This is a genomic window from Paraburkholderia sp. OAS925 (assembly GCF_040543975.1).
GTDB classification, from domain to species: Bacteria; Pseudomonadota; Gammaproteobacteria; order Burkholderiales; family Burkholderiaceae; genus Paraburkholderia; species Paraburkholderia graminis.
In genome coordinates this window covers 1,013,723-1,038,467 of the sequence record NZ_JBEUNO010000001.1, presented here as the reverse complement: position 1 = coordinate 1,038,467, position 24,745 = coordinate 1,013,723, and the positions used below count along the sequence as shown (strand labels likewise).

The 24,745-nt window shown below is 61.6% G+C and carries 17 protein-coding genes and 2 pseudogenes; 7 read left to right on the top strand and 12 right to left on the bottom strand.

The genetic code is table 11. The annotated features are described in order from the left end of the window. The first annotated feature begins 173 nt into the window (after nt 1–173). Entirely contained in the window at nt 174–1,376 is a 1,203-nt protein-coding gene (locus ABIE53_RS04615; protein WP_171800422.1) for a glycosyltransferase, read from the top strand. Nucleotides 1,377–1,457: 81 nt separating this feature from the next. On the opposite strand, the gene ABIE53_RS04610 is transcribed toward ABIE53_RS04615, so the two are convergent. Continuing rightward, complete coding sequence (locus ABIE53_RS04610) at nt 1,458–2,606, bottom strand: acyltransferase family protein (RefSeq protein ID WP_192700040.1); 1,149 nt, start codon at nt 2,604–2,606, stop codon at nt 1,458–1,460. 281 nt (nt 2,607–2,887) lie between these two features. Between ABIE53_RS04610 and ABIE53_RS04605 the strand changes: the two genes are divergently transcribed. Next, entirely contained in the window at nt 2,888–4,330 is a 1,443-nt protein-coding gene (locus tag ABIE53_RS04605; protein WP_192700039.1) for an O-antigen ligase family protein, read from the top strand. After that, entirely contained in the window at nt 4,327–5,544 is a 1,218-nt protein-coding gene (locus tag ABIE53_RS04600; RefSeq protein WP_029970362.1) for a glycosyltransferase, read from the top strand. Before ABIE53_RS04605 ends, ABIE53_RS04600 begins: the two co-directional genes overlap by 4 nt. An 84-nt stretch (nt 5,545–5,628) precedes the next feature. Here the strand turns inward: ABIE53_RS04600 and ABIE53_RS04595 are convergent, their stop codons facing one another. Together ABIE53_RS04595 and ABIE53_RS04590 are read right to left on the bottom strand one after the other, a co-directional pair. Beyond that, on the bottom strand, nt 5,629–7,362 hold the full coding sequence (locus ABIE53_RS04595) for an FAD-dependent oxidoreductase (protein WP_192700038.1): 1,734 nt from the start codon (nt 7,360–7,362) through the stop codon (nt 5,629–5,631). A gap of 171 nt (nt 7,363–7,533) precedes the next feature. After that, nucleotides 7,534–8,148: a DapH/DapD/GlmU-related protein gene (locus tag ABIE53_RS04590; protein WP_192700037.1), complete on the bottom strand. Its 615-nt coding sequence runs from the start codon at nt 8,146–8,148 to the stop codon at nt 7,534–7,536. A 215-nt stretch (nt 8,149–8,363) separates the two neighbouring features. Between ABIE53_RS04590 and ABIE53_RS04585 the strand changes: the two genes are divergently transcribed. Continuing rightward, entirely contained in the window at nt 8,364–8,813 is a 450-nt protein-coding gene (locus ABIE53_RS04585) for a hypothetical protein (protein ID WP_370882097.1), read from the top strand. Between the two features lie 28 nt (nt 8,814–8,841). On the opposite strand, the gene ABIE53_RS04580 is transcribed toward ABIE53_RS04585, so the two are convergent. The 9 genes and pseudogenes from ABIE53_RS04580 to ABIE53_RS04540 form a co-directional block, all read right to left on the bottom strand. Then, nucleotides 8,842–10,173 carry a glycosyltransferase WbuB gene (locus ABIE53_RS04580; protein ID WP_006047801.1) on the bottom strand — a complete coding sequence of 444 codons (1,332 nt, stop codon included), beginning with the start codon at nt 10,171–10,173 and terminating at the stop codon, nt 8,842–8,844. A 61-nt stretch (nt 10,174–10,234) separates the two neighbouring features. After that, nucleotides 10,235–11,377: a glycosyltransferase family 4 protein gene (locus tag ABIE53_RS04575; protein ID WP_006047802.1), complete on the bottom strand. Its 1,143-nt coding sequence runs from the start codon at nt 11,375–11,377 to the stop codon at nt 10,235–10,237. A 25-nt stretch (nt 11,378–11,402) separates the two neighbouring features. Next, entirely contained in the window at nt 11,403–12,359 is a 957-nt protein-coding gene (locus ABIE53_RS04570) for a GDP-L-fucose synthase family protein (protein ID WP_192700036.1), read from the bottom strand. Nucleotides 12,360–12,363: 4 nt separating this feature from the next. Further along, entirely contained in the window at nt 12,364–13,482 is a 1,119-nt protein-coding gene (gene gmd, locus ABIE53_RS04565) for a GDP-mannose 4,6-dehydratase (RefSeq protein ID WP_006047804.1), read from the bottom strand. 56 nt (nt 13,483–13,538) lie between these two features. After that, nucleotides 13,539–15,774, bottom strand: a pseudogene (locus ABIE53_RS04560) (polysaccharide biosynthesis tyrosine autokinase). Between the two features lie 78 nt (nt 15,775–15,852). Beyond that, nucleotides 15,853–16,993: pseudogene (locus ABIE53_RS04555) on the bottom strand (polysaccharide biosynthesis/export family protein). A 70-nt stretch (nt 16,994–17,063) separates the two neighbouring features. Continuing rightward, nucleotides 17,064–18,449: an undecaprenyl-phosphate glucose phosphotransferase gene (locus tag ABIE53_RS04550; RefSeq protein WP_029970368.1), complete on the bottom strand. Its 1,386-nt coding sequence runs from the start codon at nt 18,447–18,449 to the stop codon at nt 17,064–17,066. Nucleotides 18,450–18,501: 52 nt separating this feature from the next. Then, complete coding sequence (locus tag ABIE53_RS04545; RefSeq protein ID WP_029970369.1) at nt 18,502–20,067, bottom strand: sugar phosphate nucleotidyltransferase; 1,566 nt, start codon at nt 20,065–20,067, stop codon at nt 18,502–18,504. Nucleotides 20,068–20,108: 41 nt separating this feature from the next. Further along, nucleotides 20,109–21,095 (bottom strand): helix-turn-helix domain-containing protein, encoded by a 987-nt coding sequence (locus ABIE53_RS04540; RefSeq protein WP_029970371.1) that lies wholly within the window; start codon nt 21,093–21,095, stop codon nt 20,109–20,111. An 802-nt stretch (nt 21,096–21,897) separates the two neighbouring features. Here ABIE53_RS04540 and ABIE53_RS04535 point away from each other — a divergent pair. The 3 genes from ABIE53_RS04535 to ABIE53_RS04525 all read left to right on the top strand — a co-directional run bounded on the left by ABIE53_RS04535 (nt 21,898) and on the right by ABIE53_RS04525 (nt 24,651). Then, nucleotides 21,898–23,862: a hypothetical protein gene (locus ABIE53_RS04535; protein ID WP_192700034.1), complete on the top strand. Its 1,965-nt coding sequence runs from the start codon at nt 21,898–21,900 to the stop codon at nt 23,860–23,862. Between the two features lie 130 nt (nt 23,863–23,992). Continuing rightward, nucleotides 23,993–24,142, top strand: a complete 150-nt coding sequence (locus ABIE53_RS04530) for a hypothetical protein (RefSeq protein WP_006047811.1) — start codon at nt 23,993–23,995, stop codon at nt 24,140–24,142. Nucleotides 24,143–24,198: 56 nt separating this feature from the next. Next, nucleotides 24,199–24,651 (top strand): GDP-mannose mannosyl hydrolase, encoded by a 453-nt coding sequence (locus tag ABIE53_RS04525; protein WP_006047812.1) that lies wholly within the window; start codon nt 24,199–24,201, stop codon nt 24,649–24,651. Nucleotides 24,652–24,745 lie beyond the last annotated feature (94 nt).

Here is a 24,745-nt window from a genome sequence, read left to right as displayed (position 1 = left end):
CCTTGCGTGGTAGTACGTTTAACCACACAACGCGCGAATCAGGCAGTTTTGCGGTTGCTGGCAGTGCTAACGTTATTCATCTGATTGCATCGCAGAGCCCGCGGCGCGCGTCGTTTCGTCCATGCCGCTTGCACTGATGCAATTCCCCAACCCATGTATGTTGACTCCCGCCTATGCCTACCGACGTGATCGAACCTGACTTTGTCCTGATCGTTGAGCCGAACCTCACCGGTCATCGCTGGCGCTACGCGGAGTGGATCATGCAGGCGTGCGCGGAGGCCGGCTATCCATGCATTCTCGTCACCGAATGCGCGAATGAAGATCATCGGCTCGCGCGGCAGATTACCGCTGCAAATCGCGCCGATCAGCAGATTGCATTCGTCGATCCGGAAGAAAGCCGCACACACCGTTTGCGGGAACGCAATCAGTACTGGCGCTTTCATCACTACTTCGAACGCGCGTATCGCATTCTCAGCCGCGCGCAATCGATCCGGCTCGTCGTCGTGCCGTATGCCGATTACTTCTTCAATGGCCTGCCCTTTCTCGGCTCACCGTTCGGCAAGACACCGTGGATCGGCATCACGATGCGCTCGACGTTTCATCATCACAAGGTCGGCATCAAGGCGCCCGATCGTCCGCTCGTCAATGCGATCAAGGCGCAGCTGTTCAGACGTGCGGTTCGCACGCCGGGTCTGCGCACGTTGTTGAGCATCGATCCGACCTTGCCCGAATGGGCGGCGCACCACGTATCGAAAGGCAGTGCGAAGGTCGCTTATGTGGCCGACCCGTTCCCCGACGAGCGCGCGGAAGATCCCGCGCTTGCGCGCGAGCGACTCGGCCTCGACCCCAGGCAGCGCTATCTGCTCGTCTATGGCGCAATTACCGAACGCAAGGGCATTTACGAACTGGTCCACGCAATGACGCGCCTCGAACACGCGCCGACGCTGATAGTCGCGGGCGAGCAGGATGCAGGCACACGCCACTTCATGCGCAACCATGTGCGCAGTCTCACGCCCGCGCCGGTCGTGCTCGACTCGTTTATTTCCAACGACATGGAGCGCGATCTGTTTTCCGCATGCGATGCGGTATGGCTCGGCTACAAAGGTCACTACGGCATGAGCGGCGTGCTCGTGCAGGCCTATCGCTTTGGCAAGCCGGTGATCGCAACGGAAGACGGTTTGATCGGCTGGTTCAGCAGACGCTGCGAATTGGGACCGATTCTGAGCGACCTGAGTTCGGCGTCGATCGGGAAAGCCATTACCGAAACGTTGACCTCGTGGCCGCACGAACATTCGGCTGCGGCCCCACGCGACAATCTTCTGTCGCAAAACACGCTCGGCGAATTCAAGCAGACTTTGCTGCAGCAGATGGCGTGATTCAAAAGCTCTCAGCGTGACTTGACGTGACGTGATGCGCCGGCTTAAAAGCCGGCGCACGTCATGAATAAGCCCGCGCTTTCAGGACAACTGCCCGCCGGCCACCGGCACTTCCTCGCGCACCGAGCTGCTGCGCTTTTCCGGGAACAGCGCATTGCGCATCAGCATGAACGGATACTCGATTGCGCGCGTGGTCACATAGCCGATCCCGATCGCAATGACGAACTGCGCGGAAAGCGCCACGATCCAGATGATGCTCGGCGCGAAGCCAAGCGCAGTCGCCTTGCGAATCAGCATCTCGCCCGGAGCAAGCGCAAGCGAGTGCCACAAGTAAATACCGTACGAATAGAGACCGACCCACGCGACGCCGCGATAAATCCACGTCGTCCGCAGCGACCCCGAGTACTCCAGAACGAAAACGATGAGCGCGGCAAAACCGAGTGCCTGAATCGTGTAGCCGATGCTTTCGTCGAGCACGATATGTTTCGTGGCCAACGCGAGCCAGGCGCACAGCAGCCCGACGCAGCCGACCAACAGCCATTTGCGCTTCGCGATCTGGTGATAGATGCCGGGCTTCATCCAGTAGATGGCCGAGAGAATCACGCCGATCAGTAAACTGTCGATACGGTACTGCGTGTATGCGAACGCGCCTTGCAAATCCCCATCCGCAACCGCAAAACAACGCGCTATGAGCGTTACCGCACAGATGCCCGACAGTACGCCGATAATCGTCCACGCGCCGAGCCGCAAGCGTGAGAAAAGCAATAAAAGCGCCGGCAGCACGAGATAGAAATGTTCTTCCACCGCGAGACTCCAGGTCTGCGTGATCGACGTGCCGAAATAGTTCTGAAGATGCGTGAGGTTCTGGAAAAGAAATGTATTCCACGGATGCCGCCCGGCGAGCATGTGAAATATGATCAGCACGTAATACGCGGGCCAGATGCGGAACATGCGTCGCACAATGAAGCGGCGTGCGTCGACGTGGCCTGTTTCGGCGTATTGCCGCAGCAGCAGTCCGCCCACCAGAAAGCCGCTCAAGGTAAAGAAGAGATTGACGCCCTCTCGCCCGAAGCTCTTTAGCGGGTACTCGATAATCTGGACTAGAACATTACTGGTGTGAACAGTACGAAAGTGAAAGCCCATTACCGCAATAATGGCGATGCCGCGAACGAAGTCGAGTTCGATCGCCCGTCTGGCTTTCGCGGGTCCCGTCCCGCCAAATAGCTTCATGCTGTTTTCCCCTTTTTCCGTTTTATCGGCCGCATTGTCCTGTTTGCATCATGGGTGGCGGGAAGCAGGTATGAGCGCCAAGATCAAGGCATTCAGCGACAACATCGGCCAGCTTGCGTGCGTCTTGCAGGCATAGCCCTTTCCACTGTCGCCAGAATCCAGGCAGCCGGAGACGAACCGCATTGGCGACGCGCACAAGCATAAGGTTGCGCGCACAATGACCCGACGCGAGACCGTCCGCTTAGACGACGGCAAATGACGGCGACGGGGAGGAAACAAGAATGCGCCATCAGTATGCAACGCCATGGATATGGATCTTTCTTTTACCGCTTGCACTGGACTATAAGGCCACCAACGCAAGCACCGGGCACTTCGCCCAGTTCATCTTTGTCATTCCAGCAATGGCGGCAGGGCTCGCCCTTCTGCTGATCGCACCGCGCTTTCACGAGCGCTCTCCGTTACGCTCGGTCGTCACCGCAAGCATGCTGTTGTGCGTGTTCGGCAGCGTCGTCGCGCAACTGATTCAGGACAACGACAGCGGCAATTATTTGCGCGTGCTATTGCCGTTCATCCTGTTTCTGCTCGGCTACCTGGTCGCGTGCCGGCCGTGGAGCGAGCATCGAATCGCTCAATTCGAAAAAGCACTGTTCCTCGGCAATGTGGTTAGCCTTGTATTCACGTTTGTCTACGGCATTGCAACGGGCGGCGGTCTCGAGGAGGTGCGCTTTCGCATCATCTCCGTGACGCTGCTCGGACTGCAAGGCGTGCTGCTGCATGAGTTCGTCGTCGCCAAACGCTATTCGCTATACACGGTGGCCGTATTCGCGGGCACGGTGATCGTCGAATTGCTGAGCGTCACGCGCAGCCTGCTGGTCGGCACCGTGCTGCTGTTCCTGATCGCGATGGCGCTCAGCGCGCCGTCGGTGCGGCAAATCTGGCGCGCCGTCGGTCGCGGTGTCGTCGTCGCCTCGGTGCTGGCGGGCGTGGCGGGCATCGCGGCACTGGCCGTTCCAAATGTCGCGGAACACTGGACGCAGCGCATATTCTTCTCGGAAGCAACTGTCTCCGGCAAGGACCCGACCACCATCACGCGTCTCGCCGAAATGCGCGATCAGTACGACCAGGTGAGTGCTTCGCCGGAAACGCTTCTATTCGGCGCGGGCTACGGGCACTACTACCGCTACTCGCCGGTCTATTTGCCGGACCTTGCGGGCCAGTTCAGCAAGCAGGACTTTTACGCGATCAACGAATGGGCCGCGGGTCACAACTTCTGGGTCTATCAGTTGTTTGCGGGCGGACTCGTATTCGGCATCGCGATGCCGCTTGCCACGCTCGGCGCGCTCGCGGTGTGTTTCTTCGCCTATCGCTACTGGCGCAAGGTCGTACCCAATGCGCCGATGCTGCCGGTATTCGGACGCGCGATCATGCTGTTTGCCGCATTGCCGGCGACGTCGATCGGCGGCAATCCTCTCGGCCCGCGCTTTTCGGGCCTCGTATTCGGCATTGGACTCGGTCTGATGATCGCCACTTATACGCGTTTGCAGCTCGCGCTGCCCGCACGCGCGAATCGCGTGCGTAGCGCCCGGCGTATGCGGCCCGCCGCGATGCCGGACTTGCCGGGACGCATTCAACCTGGCATGGGCCGCCCGGATCTCGCCGGCACGCTCGGCATGTCGCACACGGCACAACTGCCGGGTTCCAACCGACCGGACATTGCGCGATGAAAATCCTCCACGTGCTTGCAAGCGTCGATCCGCGCGCGGGCGGTCCCGTTGAAGGCGTTCGCCGCAGCGGCATCGCGATGCAGGAAGCCGGCCATGAAATAGAAGTGGCCACTTGCGATGCGCCGGACGACCCGTACCTCGCGGCTTTTCCATTTCCCGTTCATGCGTTCGGCCCGACTTCGAATCGCTATAGCTATAGCGCGTATCTCGCGCCGTGGCTCGCGAATCACGCGAAGCGCTTTGACGCCGTGATCGTTCACGGCTTGTGGCAATACCACGGTTTCGCGACATGGAAGGCGCTGCACGACAGCGACGTGCCGTATTACGTGTACGCGCACGGGATGCTCGATCCGTGGTTCAAGGAAGCGTATCCGCTCAAGCATCTAAAGAAATGGCTTTATTGGCCGTGGGCGGAGTACCGCGTGCTGCGCGACGCGCGCGCGGTGATCTTCACGACCGAAGAAGAGCGCACGCGCGCACGGCAATCGTTCTGGCTCTATCGTGCGCGCGAACGCATCGTGCCGTTCGGCACCACGGTGCCCGAGGTGGACATAGCGTCGGCGCGCGAAGCGTTTTTACAGGCCGTGCCGGGCGCACGCGGCAAACGCATCGTGCTCTTTCTCGGCAGAGTACACGCGAAGAAAGGCTGCGATCTGCTGATCGACGCATTCGCGCGCGTGGCGCAACGCGACGACGCGCTGCATCTCGTGATTGCCGGCCCCGACGAAACCGGCTGGGCCGCGAGCCTGCGGGCTCAGGCGCAAGCAGCCGGAATCGCGCATCGCCTGAGTCTGCCCGGCATGCTGCAAGGCGATCTCAAGTGGGGCGCTTTTTACGCGAGCGACGTGTTCGCCTTGCCGTCGCATCAGGAGAACTTCGGCGTCGCGGTGGCCGAGGCACTCGGTTGCGGACTGCCCGCGCTGATCTCCGACAAGGTCAACGTATGGCGCGAAATCGAAGAAGACGGCGCGGGACTGATAGCAACCGACACAGTCGACGGAACCGAGAAGAGCCTGATTCGCTGGCTCGAGCTCGACGACGCCGCACGCGCAGCGATGCGTGTGCAAGCCGCGCGCACTTTCCATGCGCGTTTCCGCATCGACACCATGGTGAGCGCGTTGACGAGTTTGCTGGAAACGAGAGGCGGCCGCGACAGCGAAGCGAACCGCAACAAGCTCGCCGGGTTGCGCGAGGCGAGCCAGCCGAGCCGCTGAATTGCACGAAAAAAACGGCGCTCGTTCGAGCGCCGTTTGCGTTTGCGGCGGCAGCGCGTTGGCCGCACCGCCTTCTCTTCTACTTCATTGTTCCTTCATCAACGACGTCAATGTAGACGCTGCGATGGGCAACGTCTCGACCGGAGACTGCGCCGGCGCGCTCACGTTATTCGCGGCTTCCGCATGCGTGCCGCCGACGACATGTGGCACATCGAGCTGACGCGCCAGATGTCCGGCGAGCCTGAGCGATAGCGCGGCAATCGTAATGGTCGGGAAGTTTGCGCCGACAGTCGGAAACACCGAACTGCCGCCGATATACAGATTGCTGATGCCATGCACCTTGCAATCGCGATCGACCACGCCTTCGCGCGGCGAATCGTGCATGCGTGTCGTGCCCATGTGATGCCACGTGCCTTCCAGCTTATCGGGCCACGCCCGGCCTTCGAGCGGCGCGTCGAGTTCGACGTCGGCCACGCGGGCCATCTGCAACTCTCTTGCGAATCCGGCGAATGTTTTATCGAACGTGCGCTTCACCTGGTCGCCGAGACGCCACTCCACTTTCACGCGCGGCATCCCGAAACGATCGCGTTTATCGGCGCACAACGTCACGCGGCTGTCCGGATTCGGCACTGCCTCGACGATGGCCTGCAGCGTGACGTCGGTGATGAGTGCGGGCCATTGCAGCAAGCGCGCGAGGCCGTACCCGACCGTGTGCAGCGGATGCGCGACCATCGTCGCGATGTCGGCTGTGAGCCTGCGTCCGGGCTGGTCCTTGAGCATCAGCGCTTCCTTGCAGCGAATCAGCGCCTCCGAGCCCGCACTCGCCTCGCCGTACCAGCGCGAATAGAGCCACACGCGAGAATTGAGCAGTTGTTCGCGCTCCATCATTTCGCGCTTCGGTGCGAACTGCGACGAGATCTTCGTGCCATGCGCCGAGACCGCGGCATTCTGATAGTGATACTTGATGTCGTAGAGCTTGTTACGCGGGACGCCCTGGCGGAAGCGAACCTTTCCGCACATCATTCGCGGATGGTCCATGAAATAGCGTCCGACGAGATCGTTAGTGTTCCCAAGTCCTGCTGCATGCACATTGTTCGAAGCGAGCAACAGTCGCGCGTTCTCGATCCCGCCCGCAGCGAGTACGAAGATGCGCGCCTTGACCGTCATCCGGCGGCCGCTGAGCGTGCCGACCTGTACGCGGGTAATCGTGGTGCCTTGCGCATCGGCGTCGATATTGAGCACGTTCGCGTGCAGAAAGACGCGCACCCGCGTGGAGCGCCCCAATTCCTCGCGATACACCTTGCCGAAGCGCACCGGCGGGCTGAACTGCGCAACGGTGTCGCGCATGTCGCCGGTGCCAAGCGGTAGACGGCGCACGTCGGAGCGGCCAATCTCACGCTCCCAGTATGCGGGGTCGAAGTTCTGTGGACCGAGCTTCAGTAATTCATGCGTGCGCGCGTAGTACGGCGCGAGTTCTTCGAGTCCGAATGGCCAGCCGCTATGCGGAATCCAGTCGCGCTTCTCGAAGTCCCACGGATCGAGCGGACGGCACCAGCCGCCCCAGCAGTTGCTGCTGCCACCGAAATAGCGGCTGCGCGAGCCGTCCGCGAATCGATACGGCAGTCCGGCATTTTCGCCGCGGTACAGGTCGCGCGTTTCTTCGTCAGGCGCAAACCCGCCGCTTTCCAGCAGGCAGGTATCCACCCCGGCGGCCGACATTTCGCGTGCGAGCGTGATGCCCGCGACGCCTCCCCCAATAATGCAGACCGTCGTTTCGATGACCGTATTTTGTTCGACATTGCGAGTATCGATGAACATCCGCAGCTCCCGTGTTCTTCATCATGATTTTTTAAGGCGTCGTCGGCTTGCTGGCCTATGGCCGGCAAGCAACGCGCCCCTATGCCGTGACCGGATGCATCAATTGTCCGGTTGCCACGACATCGGTCTCCTCAGCGTATAAAAGCTGCGGATCTATTTCTGTGCTTCAGGTCACGGAAGAAAACGCTTCCGCAAAAAACGACACGGGTTTCCGCCGTACACGCCGCCGGCTTCGAGCGAGCGATGCACGACGGAGAGCGGTGTGACGACCGCCGAGCGGCCTATCGTCACGCCCATTTGCACGACGCATTTCGACGTGATCCACACGCCGTCCTCGATCACGATCGGCGCGACGCGCAAGTCCATCGTGGTGCTCATATCGTGCGAGCCGGCTGTCAGGAACGTTCCCTGAGAAATGCAAACATTGGAGCCGATGCGAATCGGCGCCTGGTTATAAATCCATACGTCGACGCCGAACCAGCACTTGTCGCCCACTTCGAGATTCCACGGCGCCTTCACCCGCAATGGATGCACGAAGCGGCAGCCAGTACCGATCCGCGCGCCGAACAGACGCAGCAACGCGACGCGCACGGATGAGAGCGGCAGCAGCTTGTTATTGATGACGCAAGCCTCGACTACAAACCATATGAGCTCGACGAGCGCGCCGCGCCCCGCACGATAATTGCCCTTGCCGGCGAGGCTCAGGTCGATCACGCGATGCTCCGCGCCGGCGCTTTCAGTTAGCGGCGCACAAGCGAGCCGCGGATCGTCTGCAATATTGCCCATGATTCTTCTCCATACCGTGCGCCGTACGCGTATGCGCAGGGATACTAATCAATCTCAATGTCTGTCTTTGGCAGACTCGCTCTTCTTCACTACGTGGCCGCGCAGGCAAGCGTTTTGGCGGCTGCGTGCATGGATTTTGGCGCACGATGTTTTCATTGGACTGCATCAACCCGGGGACCACAATGACAACACTGATTCGACACACCGCCCACTGCATGCTTCTTCTCACCGCCGTTTGCGCAGCACCCGCATTCGCGCAGAAGGCCGCGCCGGCCATGACCGCCACGGCGCCGACCGGCTATGGCGCGCCGGCGCCCGCTCCAGTCGATCGCCGCGCCGTTCAGCGCAAGCGCGAACAGAAGCTGCTGGGCGCGCCTGACGGCTACGTCGCCGGCAATCCGCGGGACGCCAATATCGACAACGGGCGCCGTGCAGCTCTGCTCGACGAACAACGCATGACCGTCACCGATGGCGAGCAAGCCGGCAAACCGGGTGCAGCGGGCAAGCGCAAGGCGCCGCCCGTCGCGAACGGCCAGTTGCGTGTCGCCGATGCGGCAGCGCGTCCGCGCGCCGACGACAAGCTCGTGCCGCAAGGCGCCGCCAAGGCCACCTACGCCGATCCGTACACGATGGGTAAGCGTTCCGTCTACCGTTCGCCGTGGTGATCGCGCACTCATGATGGCCGCGGCCGGATCATTCCGGCGCGGCGTCCTCCGTGGTCGCCGGCTTCGCATGCGGCACGACCACCGCTGAAGGCCTGGCGTCGAAGTACGTAGCGCTCGCCTTCAAGCGCCTTCTTCCTGCCGCGCGGCACAGCATGCCGATGCGCTCTTCAAAAGTACTAATCGTCGAGTCCGGCGAAAGCGCGCTCTCCGCGTAGTCGCGCGCGGCCCGGCCGAGCGCCGCGCGCCGCTCGGGGTCGTTGGCGAGAGCGGTGATCGCGCCGACCAGCGCCTTCACGTTATCGGGCGGCACGACGACCCCGCGCGCATGCACCGCTTCGTGCAGCGCGGTGCCGCGCCGCGCCATCGCGATCGTCGCGCGGCCGCTCGCGAACATGCCGGTCAGCTTCGACGGCATGACGAGATCCGCTGCATCGGCGCGTTGCGGCAGCACGTGAATGTCCGCGAGATTGAGCAGTTCGTTCAGGCGCTCCGCCGGTTGAAGCGGCAAGAAGACGCAGTTCGGCAACGTTGCGCAGCGCTTCTCGAGGTTCTCTCTCGCCGCGCCGCCGCCACAGAATACGAACGTGACGTCCGGACGCGACGCGAGCGAAGCAGCGGCTTCGGCAAGCGTTTCGATGCCCTGCTTCGCGCCCATGTTGCCGGAGTACAGCACGACTTTCTGCGCGTCGGACAGATTCAACTCGCTACGGTATTCGCTCGCGCGCGACAGCGGATAAATGGCCGACACGTCGACCCAATTGGGCAGACACACCACTTTCGAAGGCGCTACGCCTTTCGCCGACGCGCGCGCGCTCATCTGCCGCGTGATCGACGACACCGCGTCGAAGCGCCGCAACAACTGGCTTTCGACCCAGCGCGCGATTCGCGCCGCGCGCGAGCCTTTCAGAAGGCCGAGTTCGAACGCCGCGTCGACTTCGTAATCCTGAATGTGCAGCCACGCACTGGCGCGCGCCACACGAGCCAGTGCAAGGCATGCCGGCGCGCATATCAAGGTCGGCGCGATCAACACGACTGCGTCGGGGCGCCATAACGCCTGCAAGGCGAGCACAGGCAGCGAGGTCGCCGCAAAGCTAGCCAGATGAATCATCCGCTTCAGGCCGCTCGGTCGCGACGGCACCCATAGCGGCGCGCGCCAGATCGCGACGCCGTCGCGCTCTTCCCGCCGATAACGCCACGACGCATAGCCCGGCGAAACCTGCCATTCAGGGTAGTAAGGCGGAGCGCATACCACCCGCACCTCGTGCCCTCGACTTGCGAGCAGCGCGGCCATTTCAGCCGTGTACTTGCCGGTCCCCGTGAGCTCGGGCGCGTAATTGAGGCCGTAGATCAGGATCTTCATTGTGCGTATCTAACGTGTTAAAGCTTCCATGCCCGACCTCGCGGCGGCGCCGCGACACCCGTCAATCGCTCAGCATCAGCGCACAGCCCCGGGCAATATTGGCGGCTGCGGAAGGCGGATCAAACCGGCGAATCACTTCCATGCAACGGTGAGCGGTGCCGCTCGCATCGGCGAAGGCTTCCATTGCTTTTAGCAGCGTGCGCTGCAATCCGGCGACGTCGCCCGCGGTAAACGAATAACCGCTCACGCCGTCGATCACGAGTTCCGGCACGCAGCCGCAACTCTCGCTGACGACAGCCGGACAGCCGTGCGCGAGCGCCTCGTTGACGACGAGACCCCACGGCTCGCTGAAGCTCGGCAGCACCATGCAGGTCGCGCCGTAGTACTCGCGCGTGAGCGGCTCATCCTGCAAGCTGCCCGCGAACGTCACGGCGTTCTCCAGGTGCAATTCGACGGCTTTTGCACGCAATGCGTCGGCCATCGGCCCCGTGCCGACAATGCGCAATTGCGCAGCGGGTACGCGTTTTTGCAAACCGGCAAACGCTTCGATCAACGTGCCGACGCCCTTCTCTTCCGACAGACGCCCGACGTATAGAAACACTGGCGGGTTGCCGGCACGCGCGGCGACGCGTTCGACCAATGCCCGCTCCGGCGAAAAAGAACCGGGCAGTGCGGCGGCCTGACACGGTATAAAAATCTTCTCGCGCTTCGCGCCGAGCGACAGCAGATACTCGCGGCTGCGCTCGCCGAAACCGAAATAGCCGTCGCACAGCGAGAAAAACACGCGCTTCGGAATAGACGTGAGAAGCTTCTTCGGACGATCGCGTCCGGTCGAATCGCAGAACACCGCGCGCCGCTTGCCGGTCACGATGCAAGCCGCAAGCATCGCCCAATATTCCGGACGGTGATAACCCGGCAGCACGATCAGATCGGACTTCGCCTTCAGCACTTCCCACGTCAGCCGCGCGATCATCTTGATCGTCGGCACGTCTTCGTAACAGCCGTCGAAGAGCTTCTGCATCGGATAACGATGGTATGAATAGTCGACCTCGGAAAAGCCGATGCGGTCGTGCTCGGTATCGGCGATCTGCACCATCCGGTAGCGAATTGCTCCGGATGCCGAAATATTATGCAGCGCAGAAAAGACGACACCTTTGTGACGCGACCATACGACGTTATGGAAGATGGTGACGGATGCACTCATTTTTATGCAGCTCCTCGAAAAGACGTCATTGCACGGCGGCCGCGGTCGGCGACCCGGCATAGGATTCGACGAATTCCCGATACGTCGACGCGATTCCCTGCTCCAGTCCGATCGTTGCCCGCCAGCCCATCTGCGCGAGGCGCGAGACGTCGAGCAACTTGCGCGGCGTGCCATCGGGTTTCGACGCGTCGAACACGAGCTCGCCGTCGAAGCCGACCACCTTGCAAATGCACTCCGCCAGTTCGCGTATCGACAGATCTTCGCCGACGCCCACGTTGAAAAGCCCTTCCATCACGTTGTTTTCGAGCACGAACAGCGTGGCCGCGGCGAGATCGTCGACATGCAGGAACTCGCGGCGCGGTGTGCCCGAGCCCCATACGGTCAGCGTACCGGCGCCGTTCAGCTTGGCTTCGTGCGCCTTGCGCAGGAGCGCCGGCAACACATGGCTGCTCTTGAGATCGTAGTTGTCGTTCGGGCCGTACAGGTTGGTCGGCATCAGCGATACGTACTGCGTGTTGTATTCGCAGTTGTACGCCTCGCAGAGTTTCAAACCGGCGATCTTCGCGATGGCGTATGCGTCGTTCGTCGGCTCGAGCGACGACGTCAGCAGATACTCCTCGCGAATCGGCTGCGGGCATTGCTTCGGATAAATGCACGACGAACCGAAGAACACCAGCCGCTCGACCTGCGCCCGATACGCGGCGTGAATCACGTTCGTTTCGATCACCAGGTTTTCATAGATGAACTCGCCCGGCCGCGACGCGTTCGCAAAAATGCCGCCCACGCGCGCCGCGGCAAGCAGCACGACGTCGATCTTCTCGGCCTCGAAAAAGCGGTTCACAGCGGCCTGATCCATGAGATCAAGCTCGAGCCTCGTGCGCGTGACGACATTCGTGTAGCCCGCTGCGACGAGCCGCCTGACGAGAGCCGAGCCGACCATGCCGCGGTGCCCCGCGACGAAAATGCGTGACTGTTTGTTCATCGCATCACTCGTGATGTTCGAGCGCCGTGAAGCCGGCGAGCGTGACGAGCGCGTCACGACGTGCAATCTGGAAGTCGGAGCGCACCATCTCCTTGACGAGCGCGGCAAACGGCGTGGTGGGTTGCCAGCCCAGCTTCGCATGCGCCTTCGACGGATCGCCGAGCAGCGTCTCGACTTCGGCCGGCCGGAAGTAGCGCGGATCGACACGCACGATCACGTCGCCCGGCGACATTCTGGTCTCGCGCCCTTCCACTTTGTCGACAATGCCGATTTCGTCGACACCGCTGCCTTCAAAGCGCACCGTGACGCCCAGTTCACCCGCGGCATGCTGGACGAACTGACGCACGCTGTACTGCACGCCGGTCGCAATCACGAAGTCCTCCGGCTGCTCCTGTTGGAGCATGCGCCACTGCATCTCGACGTAATCGCGCGCATGGCCCCAGTCGCGCAACGCCGACAGATTGCCGAGATAGAGCGTCTTCTGCATGCCGACCGCAATACGCGCAATCGCACGCGTGATCTTGCGCGTCACGAAAGTCTCGCCACGCACCGGCGATTCGTGATTGAACAGAATCCCGTTGCAGGCATAAAGACCGTACGCTTCGCGATAATTGACCGTTGTCCAGTACGCGAACATCTTCGCCACCGCATAGGGGCTGCGCGGATAGAACGGCGTCGTCTCCGATTGCGGCACTTGTTGCACGAGGCCGTAAAGTTCGGACGTCGACGCCTGGTAAAATCGCGTCTTATTCTGCATACCTAAGATACGAACAGCCTCCAAAATCCGCAGTGCGCCAAGACCATCGGCGTTGGCCGTGTACTCCGGTTCCTCGAACGACACCGCAACGTGACTTTGTGCCGCGAGGTTATAAATCTCGTCCGGCTCCACGCGCTGAATCACGCGCAGAATGCTGGTGGAGTCCGTGAGATCGGCGTGATGCAGAAAGAGGTGTTGTTCCGGATCGTGTGGGTCTCTATAGAGGTGATCGATCCGGTCTGTGTTAAACAGCGACGACCTGCGTTTGATGCCGTGCACGTCGTAGTTTTTGGCGAGCAGCAGCTCGGCGAGGTACGACCCGTCCTGCCCCGTGATCCCCGTGATCAGCGCGACCTTGCGTTTCATGAAGGCTTCTCCTTGTTAACTTTTCAACACTTGTAGCGAGAAACTCGGCCGCGATTTCAGCCCGCTATGCTGTCATATCCGTAATATCCGCCTTGATAACCCGAGCCGAGGAAAGCCCCTTCCTGCGGCACGTCGGTGAGCAATACGCCTCTGAGTCCAACCCCGCCATTACGAAGACGCTTGGCGGTCTCGGCAATTTCATTCAACGGATGACGGCCGTGGCGAACCACCAGCAGCGTCGTGCCCGCGTGCTTGCCGATCAGCGTCGAATCGGTGACGGCGAGTACCGGCGGCGTATCGATGATCACGAGGTCGTAGCGTGATTTCAGTTCGTCGAGCATCGTCTGGAAGCGCGAGCTCATCAGCAGTTCCGACGGATGCGAGGGCAACGTGCCCTTGGCCAGCACATCGAGTCCGGGCAGCACGTCGCGCTGGATCATCGAAGTCAGGTCGCCTCCGCTCAGCACATCCGACAAGCCCGGTTGATGTCCGATGCCGAAGTGCGAGTGCACGTCGCCGCGCCGCATGTCGCCGTCGATAATCAGCACGCGTTTATTCGCCGATGCGACGAGCGCCGCGAGATTCACCGACAGAAACGACTTGCCTGCGTCGGGCCGCGAGCCCGTAATCATCACGACGTTATTTGCGGCATGATCGAGCGAAAGTTGCAGTGATGTACGGAGATTGCGCACCCCTTCTACAGCAATGTCTTCCGGCGCCTGCTGCGCGAGAACATGCAGACCACGCCGGCGCAGCATGACGTCCTCCTGCAAGCGCAACTGCGTCTGGCTGCGCGGCACCACCGCGAACACCGGCACGCCGAGCACGGCTTCCAGTTCGTCGGGACGCTCCACGCCGCCATACATCGCGCGCTTGAAGAAGGTCAGCATGATGCCGAGCACCAGACCGCCGCCCAGCGCGATGAGGATCGCGATCACGCGCTTCGGACGCACCGGCTCATCGGGTGCTTCGGCGAAATCGACCAACGCGCACGTTGCCGACCTGGCCCGCCTTCGCGACGCGCAACTGCTGCGCGCTATTGAGCAGGTTCGTATACAACTCGGTGTCGACATGCACGTCGCGCAACAGACGCAACGCGGTCTGCTCCGTATCCGGCATCACCGACACGCTGCGGTTCATGTTGACCTGCGCGCCTTGCAGCGCTGCGATCTGCGCATCGAGCGAAGCGACTGCCGGGTGATTCGCCGTGAAGCGTTGCGACATCTCGGCGCGCTGCGTTTGCAGATCGAGCAGCTTCGTCTTGTTGTCGACGATCTGCTGAAGCAGCAGGCGGCTCTCTTCGCCGAGATCGACCGTGCCGTGCGTATTGCGGAACTTGTTGTAGCGCTGCTCCGCCTCGTCCAGTTCCTTGCGCAAGCCCGGCAATTGCTGATCGAGGAATGCGAGCATGTGCTCGGCTTCCGTCGAACGGCTTGCAACGTCCTGGCGCACGAACTCACGCGCCATGCTGTTGACGATCGCCGCGGTCAGCGCACTGTCGCCGCCTTCGAGGCTCGCGCGGATCACGCCGGATTGCAGCGTGGTTTCCTGCACGACGAGCGCCTTCTGCAAGCGGTCGACGGTGCTGAGCGTCGACGCACGCGACAGCTCGAATTGCGAGCCGGCCGCGCCGGTCAGCGCATCGACACGCAACGCGATAGGACCGTCGGCGGTATCCGTCTGGACCGTTTCGCCGACGTGGCCCGACAGGATCGCAATGCCGTTCCTGTCGCGCAGCACGTACGAGCGGTCGTTGCCCGCGACCAGCGTGAAGGTGGTGTCGTACATCTCCTTCGACGTGTCGAAGCGCGACACCGAAATGCTCTCGTTGCCCCACGCATAGCCGGACAGGTTGATGAACTGGGGCAGTTTGAAGCCCCATTGCCCGTTCACCAGCCCGGCAATCAGCCCTCCGATCACCGGCATGTAGCGCGGCGTCGCCGTGATGTCGAGATGCAGCTTCTTGACGGTCTCCTCCGTCACGAGACGCGACTTCAGCAGCTCGATCTCCGCTGCCGTCGACGGTTTCGTGTCGAACATGCCGGTGAGCGGCGGCAAGGAATCCTTGCCGTTCGCGTTGGCATTCGCCGTCTTGTCCTCGACGTGAAACAGCACGTCCGCCCGGTACGTCGGTGGCGCAACGAAAGCGTACGCGCACCCCAGCGCGAGCGCGATCAGCGTCACGGTTGCAATAGTGCGCCAGCCCCGCACGATAGTGCGGAGATAGTCCGAAAGATGCAACTCATCCGCTGCGGACACGTCCGTATAGCGGTTCTCGAAGTTGATTGCCATGTTTGGTCTCACCCAGCATAACCCGCGGTTTTTCTGAACTGCTTTATACGTTTTTTACTTTGCTGCTTGTTTTGCTGCTTACTTCGCTACTACCACGCCGGTCACAGCCGCATTGATCGCCGGCAACAACAGGTTCAGGATACGGTTGAAACGAACCAGCCCGCCCTGGCCCACGTACACGACGTCCTTCGGCTGCAACTCGAACTGGTTCGCAAGGATCATCGATACCGGCGAGCTCGCGTCGAGGTGATAGATCTGCGGCGATTCGCTCGCGGAATTTCGGATCACGAACAATTGCCGCGTGGAAGCCGTAGCCTGGTCGAAGCTGCCGCTGTCCGAAATGGCCTGCGAGAGCGTCAGCGAACCGTTGCGCATCGGCGTGACCGTCGCCGGCTTGTTCACTTCACCCATCACGTAGACACCGCTGTCTTCACGCGAGGCCACACGCACTGCGTCGCCCGCCTGCAGATAGATGTTCGACGGGTTCTGTCCGCGCTTGAGCAGGTCGTCCATGTTCAACTGATACGTGACGCCATTGCGGATCAACTCGACACGGCTGCGGTCCGCGTTCGGGCTGAAGCCGCCGCTCTGGCTGATAGCACTCGTCAGCGACATCGTGATGTCGTTCAGCGACTGCGCGCCCGGCGTGCGCACTTCACCGTCGATGAAAATCTGCGCGTTACGGAAAGAGGCCACGCGCACCGTCACTTCCGGCTTCTGGTACACCTTGCTCAGGCGGTTATACAGTTCCTTCTGGATCGCGCTGACGTCCCTGCCGGCCACGTGAACCGTGCCCGCATACGGAAACTGGATATCGCCTTTCTCGTCGATGAGAAAGCCCGAGGCCGCATCCGAAGACTTGGCGTTCTGCGCCGGTTGGCCGAGCGCCGCTGCGAGTTCGGGGTGATCCCACACGACGATCTGCAGCACGTCGCCAGGGCCGACGCGGTATGGGCCCGGCTTGCCGAAGAGCGCGAGCGTTGCCGGCGGCAACGGGGCACTGGTCTGGTCCGCGTGCATCTTGCGCACGAGCGACAGATTGATGTCCGTAATGGGTATCGTCTGCTGCTGTGACGGTTCGGTGCTGAAATCGCCGCCCGTCTCCTGAAGAGTGGCCGGCGTGTCCATCCGCTGACCGGGCGCGGCAGCGCAGCCCGCGAGCAGTGCAGCGATTGCGAAAACCGAGAGACTTCCCCGTGCGTGTACCAAGCGAGCTCATAACTTTTTCCTCCTTGCGCAAGAGCGAATGTCTCAGGAAAGAGGCACCGCCTTGCGTGCTTTGTTAACAACTAGTAAGCGTTTCGATGCACCAGTCCGGCGACAATCGTCGCGCCGATGATCCGCATGTCGAGTGCAAACGACCAATGCCCCAGGTAGTACAGGTCATGTTCGACGCGACGTTCCATCTTTTCGATGCGGTCGGTCTCGCCACGAAAGCCGTTGATTTGCGCCCAACCTGTAATACCCGGCTTGATCCGATAGCGATTGATGTAGCCCGCGACCACTTTCTGATAGAGGTCGTCGTGCTCGAGCGCATGAGGACGCGGTCCCACGACCGACATGTCGCCACGCAATACGTTAAAAAACTGCGGTAATTCGTCGAGGCTCGTACGGCGCAGGAACGCACCGACTTTCGTCACGCGCGGATCGTTGCGCGTCGCCTGGCTGACGGTGCCCTTTTGCTCCGTATGCATGCGCATCGAACGGAACTTGTAGATCGTGAATACGCGTCCATCCGCGCCCTTGCGCTTCTGCCTGAAAAACACCGGCCCACGCGACGAGAGCTTTACCGCGAGCGCAATAGCAACGAGAAGCGGCGCAAGACAGAAGAGCGCGGTAGCTGCGAACAGGCGATCGAAGATCTCTTTCTTCAGCATCGAGCTCGCCGAAAGAGGCGACGCCACGAGGTTGATTGCAGGCACACCGAGCAACTCGATCACACCGCTGCCCTCGAAAAGCGCGAGACTGCGCACGTCGGGCATGAAGCGAATGTTCACCAGATCGTCGCGAAACTCGCTGACGAGCGAACAGATCAGCGGCTCTTCCGCGAGCGACAGCATCAGCCACAATTCATGAACGTCATTCGTGCGGATGTATTCAGCGAGCGCATCCACGCTATCGAAAACCGGCACACCTTTACTATTCACCGGCGATTGATCCGGCTTCGTGTTGTAGACCGCCGTCGCGCGAAAGCCCGTGGTCGGCGCGGAATCGATGCGGCGAATCAGCGCGTCGCATTGCGAGCCGCTTCCCACTATCGCGACCCGATGCAGATTCATCCCCGCGCCGCGTGCACGCGCAAGTACTGCATGCGTGATGAGGCGATACGAGATCAGCAGGCCGCCGGTCACGGCGGTCCAATACGAAAACCACAAACGCGATACGAAGTCGCTGCGATGCAGCGAATACATCAATACCAGCGCACTGCCCTGCACGATCAGCCACGCGAGCGACACCTGTCCTGCGAGCGCGAGCTTCGAGCGGCCGCGCCATGATTCATAGACGCCGAACGCCGGAAAGATCGCGAGCGCGAAGGCTGCGGCGAACATCACCAGCGCCCAATAGAAACCCGATTGAGCGAGGTAGTCGAAGCGGATCTGCGACGCCACCGCCGCTCCTACGAGCACCAGCGCGACATCGAACATTCGCGCGAGCAAATCCTGAAACCTGCGCATTTTGCTTACCTCGTACTGACCGTTCCTGTCCGCAATCCGCCGCGACCGCTGCTTAAGAGCAGCGGCCGTAGTTGTCGTTGAATCTCACGATGTCGTCTTCGCCCAGATAAGTGCCCGACTGGATCTCGATGATCTCGAGCGGCACTTTCCCCGGGTTTTCCAGCCGATGCCGGATGCCAAGCGGAATGTAAGTCGATTCGTTTTCGCTCAGCAGGAATTGCTCTTCGCCGCGCGTGACGAGCGCGGTGCCGCGCACCACGACCCAGTGCTCGGCGCGGTGGTGATGCAGTTGCAGCGAAAGCTGCGCGCCCGGCGTCACGACGATGCGCTTCACCTGAAAACGCTCGCCGTGGTCGATCGAATCGTAAAAGCCCCACGGACGATGCACCTTGCGATGCGCGTCGGCCTCCGGTGCGTTCTGCGCCTTGATGCGCGACACGAGACCCTTGACGTCCTGCACATGCGAGCGGTCCACCACGAGCACCGCGTCGGCGGTTTCGACCACCACCACATTCGTCGTGCCGACGCAGGCGACGAGGCGTCCTTCGGAATGCGCGTAGCTCGACACCGCGCCCTCGAACGCCACGCGACCACGGCCCGCATTGCCGTTGGCGTCTTTTTCCATCGCGGCCCAGACGGCGTCCCATGAACCGAGATCGGACCAGCCGGCTTCGAGTCGGACCACCACGCCTGCGGGCGACGCATCTTTTGCGCTTGCCTTTGTATCTGCGCTTGCCGTGTCGGCGGCAGCAGCGTCCGCCGCTTCACTCAAGCGCTCCATCACCGCGTAGTCGATCGAATCGGCCGGCGAACTCAGAAACGCATCGACGAGCGGGCGGAAATACCCGTCTTCGCTGCGACCGCCGCTGAATGCGCGCTCGCAAGCCGAGTGCATGTCCGGCTGCAAACGCGCGAGCGTGTCGAGCCAGACGCTTGCGCGCACAATGAAGATGCCGCTGTTCCACCAGTACACCCCGGCTGCGACGTACTGCGCCGCGATCTCTTCCGCGGGCTTTTCCACGAAGCCGTCGATGGCATGCGCGCCGTCGCCGAGCGCGGCGCCGATGCGGATATAACCGAAGCCCGTATCGGGACGCGTCGGCGGCACGCCGAGCGTCGCGATCGCGCCGCGTTCGGCGTAACGTGCCGCGTTTTCGAGCGCAGCCTGCAACGCGTTGACGTCGGCGATCGAATGATCCGCCGGCATCACGACGAGAATTCCATCCTGCCCTTCAGCGCAAGCGAGCGAGGCCGCGAGCGTCAGCGCGGGCGCCGTATCGCGGCGAGCGGGCTCGACAATCAGACGCGCTTCGACGCCATTCTCATGAAGCTGCTCGGCAATCACGAAGCGGTGTTCTTCACCGCATACGATGATCGGCGAAACATCGACTTGCCAGCCCGCGGGAAAGTCGTTCATGCGTCGCGCGGTGGCTTGCAGCAGCGAATCGGAGCCCACCACGTCGATGAGCTGCTTCGGAAAGTTTTCGCGCGACACGGGCCACAGACGCGTGCCGGAACCACCGGCGAGAATGACCGGGACGATGCGCGTGCAACGCGCGCCGCGTGCGTCCTCACCAGCATGGGACGACGTATTATTTCCAGCTCCCTGATTCAACATATCTGCAATCCTTATGACTCTTGCAAAACAACCCGCCGATGCTACTGGCCGACCATGCGGCGGCTCTGTATCCGGAACTCGGTCGGCGAAATTCTCATTCGCTTGCGAAACACCTTGGCGAGACGGTCGCCGTTGCCCATGCCCGTGCGGCGCGCGATTTTGTCGACCGGCAATTCGGATTCGGTCAAGAGGCTGCACGTCACGGCAAGGCGTTCGTGCAACAGAAAACTCGATGGGGTGATGCCCATTTCCATCTTGAAGCGGCGTAGGAAGTTGCGTTCGCTCATCGCCGCGAACTGCGCGGCGTCCGCGATCGAAATAGATTGCTGGCAGTTTTCCTGCAGCCAGCGAGCCGCCGCGCGCACCTTGTCGCCTGGCGTAAGCGCGCCGTCTTCGCTGAGAAGCGGCGCGAGGTTCGAGCACGAATCGGCAAGCAAGCGCTCAGCAACGGTGCGCGCAGCCGCCGCGCCCAGGTCGCGCTTGATCATGCCGAGCGCGCTGCGCATCGACTCGAGACGATCGCCGGCGTCGGCGCCCTGCTCGCTCTGACGCGGTGTTTTCGCCGATTCGTCGCGCAATGCATAGGTGCCGCTTGCGTCGGGCAAGTAGGCCGCGTCGAGCAGCGCGCGTCCTTCCGCGATCGGCCGGATCATGCCGGTGTTGTGCCGCACGCGGCGCAGCCACGCGATCAGGCGCTCGTCCCGCGCCGCCGCGATGGCGCCCTTGCCGCCTGCTACGTACAGCGCGTCGAAGCCGCTGTAATGTCGCGCGTCGAGTCCATCGGTCCACACGCGCAGAGCCGACGACGACGTCACCATGCCGCCATCGGCGGAGAGGAAGCACACGTCATATGAACAGCCACTCGGGCCCGAGGAAGCCAGTTCATTCGCTGCCTGGAACACTTCGGCTACAACGCCGGCGCCTTGCAGCGAGCAGTCGTTGAACATCAGTATCGCGATGCGGCGCATGCCTTTGTTCGGTGCGTGCACCCAACGCAGCATGGCAGACTCGAGACTCGCGCAGGTCATAGCTATCCTCACCAGAAAACGGATTTACTTTCACCATCAACGGCCACGCCGGGGCCGACTCTGAGCAGTGCATCATAGCCACCACTAGTCAAGTATTTAGCCGCCATGACCGATAGTGCTGACATGTTGGCGCATTGACAGGAGTAGCTCGCGGTGATTTTCGGCAATATTCCGCCAACACCGAATTGCACCGAATTAATTGCCGATTCGACATATCATTGAATTGGCGTTGTGCGAATCTTAGTTCAAAGCAGAACTCGATTTCGTTCGCCACCGCACACTGGTTCGCTACTCAAAAAAGGGCGGTTACAATTCGATCCGCACGGAACCAGGGCCAAAATAAAGGCGTTTTCGCCAATGAATGGAGCGGTTGCGCACAAACTCTCCCGCTTGTGGAGATTCCCCCGCGCAACCGCCGCGCAGGTTTCGGCTGACGATAGGAACCGCGCACTTCAATAACGCGAAGCAGTGTCTAATATAGGCACCTTGCACGGCCTTTCGGTTATTTAATTTGTTCTTATTGGGTGCATTCAATATAAATACGGCGATTAATGTTTCAGGCCTGAAACATGGGGAATAACGGCCGTTAAGATGACAGCGCAATTGACGGACCCGCGGCGGATCGCGCGAGACGCGCGCCAGTCGGAAACGGCCAGAAGCTTGCGGAAATGCACTATGCGGTTTCCGCAACATGCAGCAACGGACACTACGTCGCGGCGGCTCTGGCCTGGTGAATTAGCAGTTTGACGACGCTCGCGCGACGAGACACAGCGCGAGCAGCACGGGATACACGGGGGATGGTATGTCGAATTCAAACAGGCATCGCGCAGTGCGAAGCATTATAAGGTCCGTGCCGGGGCGTGCGACTGCACGTGCGGTTCTTTTCGCGGCGCTCTGCGTATCGGCAGTTGAATGCCAGGCAGCGGCGGCGCAGGTCGATACGAAGGCGTCTGACGGCAAGGGCCTGCGTTGCTCGGCGCCTTCGTCGCAAGCAAGCGCAGCGTCCGCAGGCGATTTGATCGAAGCGGATACACCGAGCGACGGCACGCGTCTCTTCGCCGCATCGAAACCGTTTGCGCTTGTGTTCACCACGCGCGCGCCGCAAAACGATACGCTCATCTGGCAGATACGCGACACGTGGAATGTTGTGCGTGCAAGCGGTCGCTTCAGCGTCGCCGCTGGCGCAATGTCATGGACGCTCAATTGCGCATCGCCGATAGCGGGCTATTTCGCCGTGTCCGCGTCGCTCGAACGCGCGCAGGGTGAACTGTCATCGCGCGGCACGCGGCCGGCCGGCATCGCCACTTTCGGCGTGCTGCCCGATACCGCGGCCACGCTACCGGCCGTACGCTTTCCGTATGAAGACCTGCATCGGTTCGGCGGCCAGGGCACCGCGTATCTCGCGCCCGGTCAGCATTGCTGCGACGGCGACGGTTATCGTCCGGTCTATACCGCGCTCGGCCTCACGTGGATAAACGACAACCGCAACTGGTACATGGAAGAGCCGGACAAACCCGGCACCTTCGATCCCGCGACGAAGCAGCTCACGCCCTACCTGCAACGCGGCGATCTCTTGCGTCTGATCCAGCTCGACGGCATCCCCAAATGGGCGAGCACGACGGGCAAGCAAACTCATAGCTATGCACCCACTTCACTCGCGCAGATGAAGGAGTACATGGCGAAGGTCGGCGCGGAATCGAATCGCGTTCGCACGACTTATTTTCCGAAGCAGCGCGACAACTACTATCAGGTCACCTGGGAGCCCGACGCCGACGGCGGTTTGCCGTGGCGCGACAGCGACGCGAATTTCGTCGCGATGTACAAGGCCGTGTGGGAAGGCATCCATCAGACAGATCCGCATGCGGTGGTGATGGGCCTCACGTATTCATCGGTGCAAGGCAACGTGACGTGGATGCGCCGTTTGGGTCCGCTCGGCATCGGCCGCTATATGGACGGCATGACCGTGCACGGCTATTACGACATTGGCGCCACACCGTCGCATCCGCCGGAGCGCGTGGCCGACACGCGCAATCAGGGCACGGTATCGGGCGCGCTCGCTGCGTCGATGCGCGCGTTGCGCCACGAAATGCGGCAATACCTGAAGCCCGGCGCGCCGCTATTCGTGACCGAGACGGGCATCAGTTACGACATCGGCGAATCGTATGGCAAGCGCTATCCGGGCGCTGACGTGCTGTATGCGCAAGCCGCGGTCGTCGCGCGCACGCATCTGATTCTGCTCGGCGAAGGCGCCGACATGACCTACGTGTTCTATCTCGCGGACATGCCGGACGCGGCGCCCGGCTACGGCATCTTCTTCGAACTCGAGCATGCGAAAGGCGCCTATGGTCCGTCTCGCATCAGTCCGAAGCCGGCGGCGCTCGCGGTGGCGGCGATGACGCGCATCGTCGACGGAACGAGCACGCTCGGGCCGCTCAAAGCGTTGCCGAACGGCGTCCATGCGTACGCATTTCGAAGGCTCGGTGGTGGCAAGATCGTGACCGCGCTCTGGACTCACGACAACGACAAATGGAGCGCGAAAACCGGCTTCAACGCGGGGCAAAGCGTCGAATATCGCTTGCGTGTCGACGCGCCCGGCACGAGCGGCGAAGTCACCACGCTCGACATGATGGGCAACGCGGCGGCGGTGCCGTATCGCGACGGCGTCGCAACGTTGAAACTGTCGCCCACGCCTTTATACGTGGTGTCGAGTAACGCCGACGTATTCAAGGACGCTGTCACTACGCCGGAAGGTTACGTCGCCCGCTAGCGTTCCGGCTCGAAGTCATGCGGCGAGAACTACGCGAACTACGAGAACTACGCGAACCGCGATAGCTAGCGCACAGAACACCGCGGCCGCCGCAATTAGCATCTGTATCGACGCGCGGGGGGCGCTAATAATGAACGGGGTTGCGTGGATCATGCTCGTGCTGGCCGCGATAGCCGGTGCATTCGCGTTTGCGGCGGCAGGCACTCTCATGCTTTTGCTGCTGATCGCGGACGTCGCGCAAAGACTGACTCGCGACGACGACAACCGTGGCGACTATTAACACTGCTTGCGCCACGGAAATCACCGTGGCAATAGCGAGCTTGCTCGGGAACCCGCATGCTGACGGAAATCGACTTCCTCGATGTTGTTCGTTTGACGCCGCTCGTCGCGATCGATCTGCTGGTTCGCGATGCAGACGGACGCGTTCTGCTCGGTCATCGCCGCAATCGGCCCGCGCGCGGCACGTGGTTCGTTCCCGGCGGCCGCATCCTCAAGGACGAAACGCTCGACGCCGCTTTCTCGCGCATCGCCGACGCCGAGCTCGGCATCGCGAAACTCGCACGTTCCTCGGCGCGCTTCGAAGGCGTATTCGAACATCACTACAGCGATAATTTCGCGGGCGAGCCTGGCGTGTCGACGCATTACATTGTGCTTGCTTATGCGTTGTCGGTAGCGAGTGCGCAGCCGGTCGGCCGGCCCGATCAGCACAGCGAATATCTGTGGCTCACGCCTCACGAACTGCTCGCGCGCGACGACGTCCATGAAAACACCAAGGCGTATTTCCGTTAGTGTTTCCGCTAGTATTCCCGCTAAGCAGCCACCGTATGCACAGTGTTAGCCCGCCAACGCGGAACGTCAGATGATTGCAGTATGATCGAGCGCA